Genomic DNA, 2,611 nt, shown 5'->3' on the forward strand with positions numbered 1-2,611 from the left:
GCAAGCTCGCTACAAGAAAGCGCTGCCGCAGTCGAGCAGATGAGTAGCTCGATGAACGCCATCAGTCAAAAAACCGGCGACGTCATGAGACAAAGCGAAGAGATCAAAAACATCATCGTGATTATTCGCGACATAGCAGATCAGACAAACTTGCTAGCTCTAAACGCAGCTATCGAGGCGGCAAGGGCAGGCGAGCACGGACGAGGCTTTGCGGTCGTAGCCGATGAGGTTCGCAAGCTAGCCGAACGCACCCAAAAATCGCTCGGCGAAATCGAAGCTAACACAAACGTGCTGGCTCAAAGCATAAATGAAATGAGCGAAAGTATCAGAGAACAAAGCGAAGCTATAAATTTAATCAATCAAGGCGTGTCCCATGTCGATGAGCTAACCAAGCAAAACGTCAGGGTCGCAAACGAAACCAACGTAGTCACCGCCGAAGTGGATCACATGGCTAAAACCATCGCGCAAGATGTGAGAAAAAAGAAATTTTAAAACAAAATAAAAATTACCAAAGGAGGGTTTGGATGAAAAAGGTTGCAAATAAGATAGCTTTTATCATTTTTGCATTATTGGCCGTACTATTTACTATATTTGCGGCTATGAACTACAATAGTACTAAAAATACTATTTTGGACGTTTCGAAAAATTCAAAGGAGGCCATCGCGCACTCTTTGGATGTTTATGCCGAAGAGTATCTTGGTACGAAGGTTTTTGCGGTAGAAGGCCTAGCGCGATATATAGAGGAAAATCCTCATCTTATGACGGACAAGGATCAGCTCAAAGATCGCCTAATGACTATGGCTGTTGCAGTGGAGATACCTGAATTTTTCATAGGCTTTGCCGATAACGGCGAGCTTTATGATGCGGTCGCACAAGAGGGTAGGGGACCTAAATTTGTAAATTTGACACCTGAAAAGGATAAATTCGACTCCAGAGAAAAAATTTGGTATAAACAAAGTGTTTCTAAGGGTAAACTTATTTTTACGGCTCCGTATGTAGCTCAGTCGAGCGGAAAATATACTTTGACGTTGGCAAAATCAATCGTGATAGGCGGTAAAGCTGTTGGTGTAGTAGCTGCGGATTTGCATTTGGATGATGTCGGAAGTAGTCTAGCAAGGTCAAAAGAGTCTAAAACTAGCGCCGCGGCTATAATAGACCTAGAGTCTCAGCTTTTGATTTACCATCCGGAGAGTAAATATATTTTATCATCCGATCCAGAGCTAAAAAAATCTATTGAATTTGTTATAAATAGCTACAACAAAAACGGCGGTAAAGCATTTTTGAATAAAATTGGCGGTAATGAAAAAATATTTTCATGCCAAAAATACGATAAAGCAAATTGGCTTATTTGCTCCAATAGCTCAGTAGAAGATTATGATCCTATACTAGATAGCGTTTTATTAAATCAGTCCGTATCTTCACTTGTATTTATCGCGATTATCGTCGTTATCTTGGTGTTTATGGTCGGATATTTCTTGAAGCCTCTTGGTATCATATCAAGCGCGCTAGATGCGTTTTTCAAATACCTAAACTACGAAACCAAAGAGCCGCTTAAAGCAAATGTGGCCACGAAGGACGAATTTGGGGTCATGGCGGCGCTTATAAACGAAAATATAAGCAAAGTAGAGGCGTCAAATACTGCTGAAAATAACTTTATCAAAGAAGCAAACGCTTTTGTGGATAAGATAAAGGCGGGCGACTTTACAGCGACTCTTGATGCGCATACCTCTAACCCTGCGCTAAATCAGCTAAAATCTACTTTTGCCCAGCTTCAAGCAGCACTAAAAGATGCGATCGCTGAAAACAGCAATGAGGTTATAAGATTGCTAGAGAGCTTTAAAGCGCAAGACTTCACAAAAAGGCTTGATGATAGCGGCAAGATGGCTGCAGGCATCAACTCGCTAGGCGAAGAGATCACGAATATGCTCAATATAAATTTAGAGCAAGCTAAGTTGCTAGAAGAAAAAGCGGGCATTTTGGCCGAGTCGATGAAAGAGCTCACAAACGGCGCTAACGTACAAGCAAGCTCGCTACAAGAAAGCGCCGCCGCAGTCGAGCAGATGAGTAGCTCGATGAACGCCATCAGTCAAAAGACTGGCGACGTTATGAGACAAAGTGAAGAGATCAAAAATATCATCGTGATTATCCGCGATATCGCTGATCAGACGAATTTGCTAGCGCTTAACGCTGCTATTGAGGCGGCAAGGGCGGGCGAGCATGGACGCGGCTTTGCCGTAGTTGCCGATGAGGTTCGCAAGCTTGCCGAACGCACTCAAAAATCGCTCGGCGAAATCGAAGCCAACGCAAACGTACTGGCTCAAAGTATCAACGAGATGAGCGAGAGCATCAAGGAGCAAAGCGAAGGCATAAATATGATAAATCGCTCTGTGGCCCAGATAGACGAGCTAACTCACAACAACGTTGGCGTCGTAAGTAGAACTAACGAAGTAACCGCGCAAGTCGACAACATGGCTAAGGCTATCGTCGAAGACGTGAGGAAGAAGAAATTTTAACTCTCGTGACGGCTCTGTTTTTGCAGGGCCGTCAAATTTACTCTAATTTTATCCGCTTTAATAAATTTTGCCCCGGCTTTTAGTATAATCGCACATCT

Annotated in this window: 2 protein-coding genes; both read left to right on the forward strand. The window is 43.3% G+C overall.

Annotated elements, in window-relative coordinates; translation table 11 throughout:
• A partial coding sequence (locus tag Q0338_RS04230; protein ID WP_298085669.1) for a methyl-accepting chemotaxis protein occupies nt 1-492 on the forward strand: 492 nt, incomplete at its 5' end.
• Nucleotides 493-524: 32 nt separating this feature from the next.
• Complete coding sequence (locus Q0338_RS04235) at nt 525-2,513, forward strand: methyl-accepting chemotaxis protein (protein ID WP_298085670.1); 1,989 nt, start codon at nt 525-527, stop codon at nt 2,511-2,513.
• Nucleotides 2,514-2,611: the final 98 nt, after the last annotated feature.

This window comes from uncultured Campylobacter sp. (assembly GCF_938018145.1).
Taxonomy (GTDB): Bacteria; Campylobacterota; Campylobacteria; order Campylobacterales; family Campylobacteraceae; genus Campylobacter_A.

Bases quoted from the DNA above. Each gene is read 5' to 3' on its own strand.
- Q0338_RS04235 (WP_298085670.1), top strand. From the start codon at position 525: ATGAAAAAGGTTGCAAATAAGATAGCTTTTATCATTTTTGCATTATTG.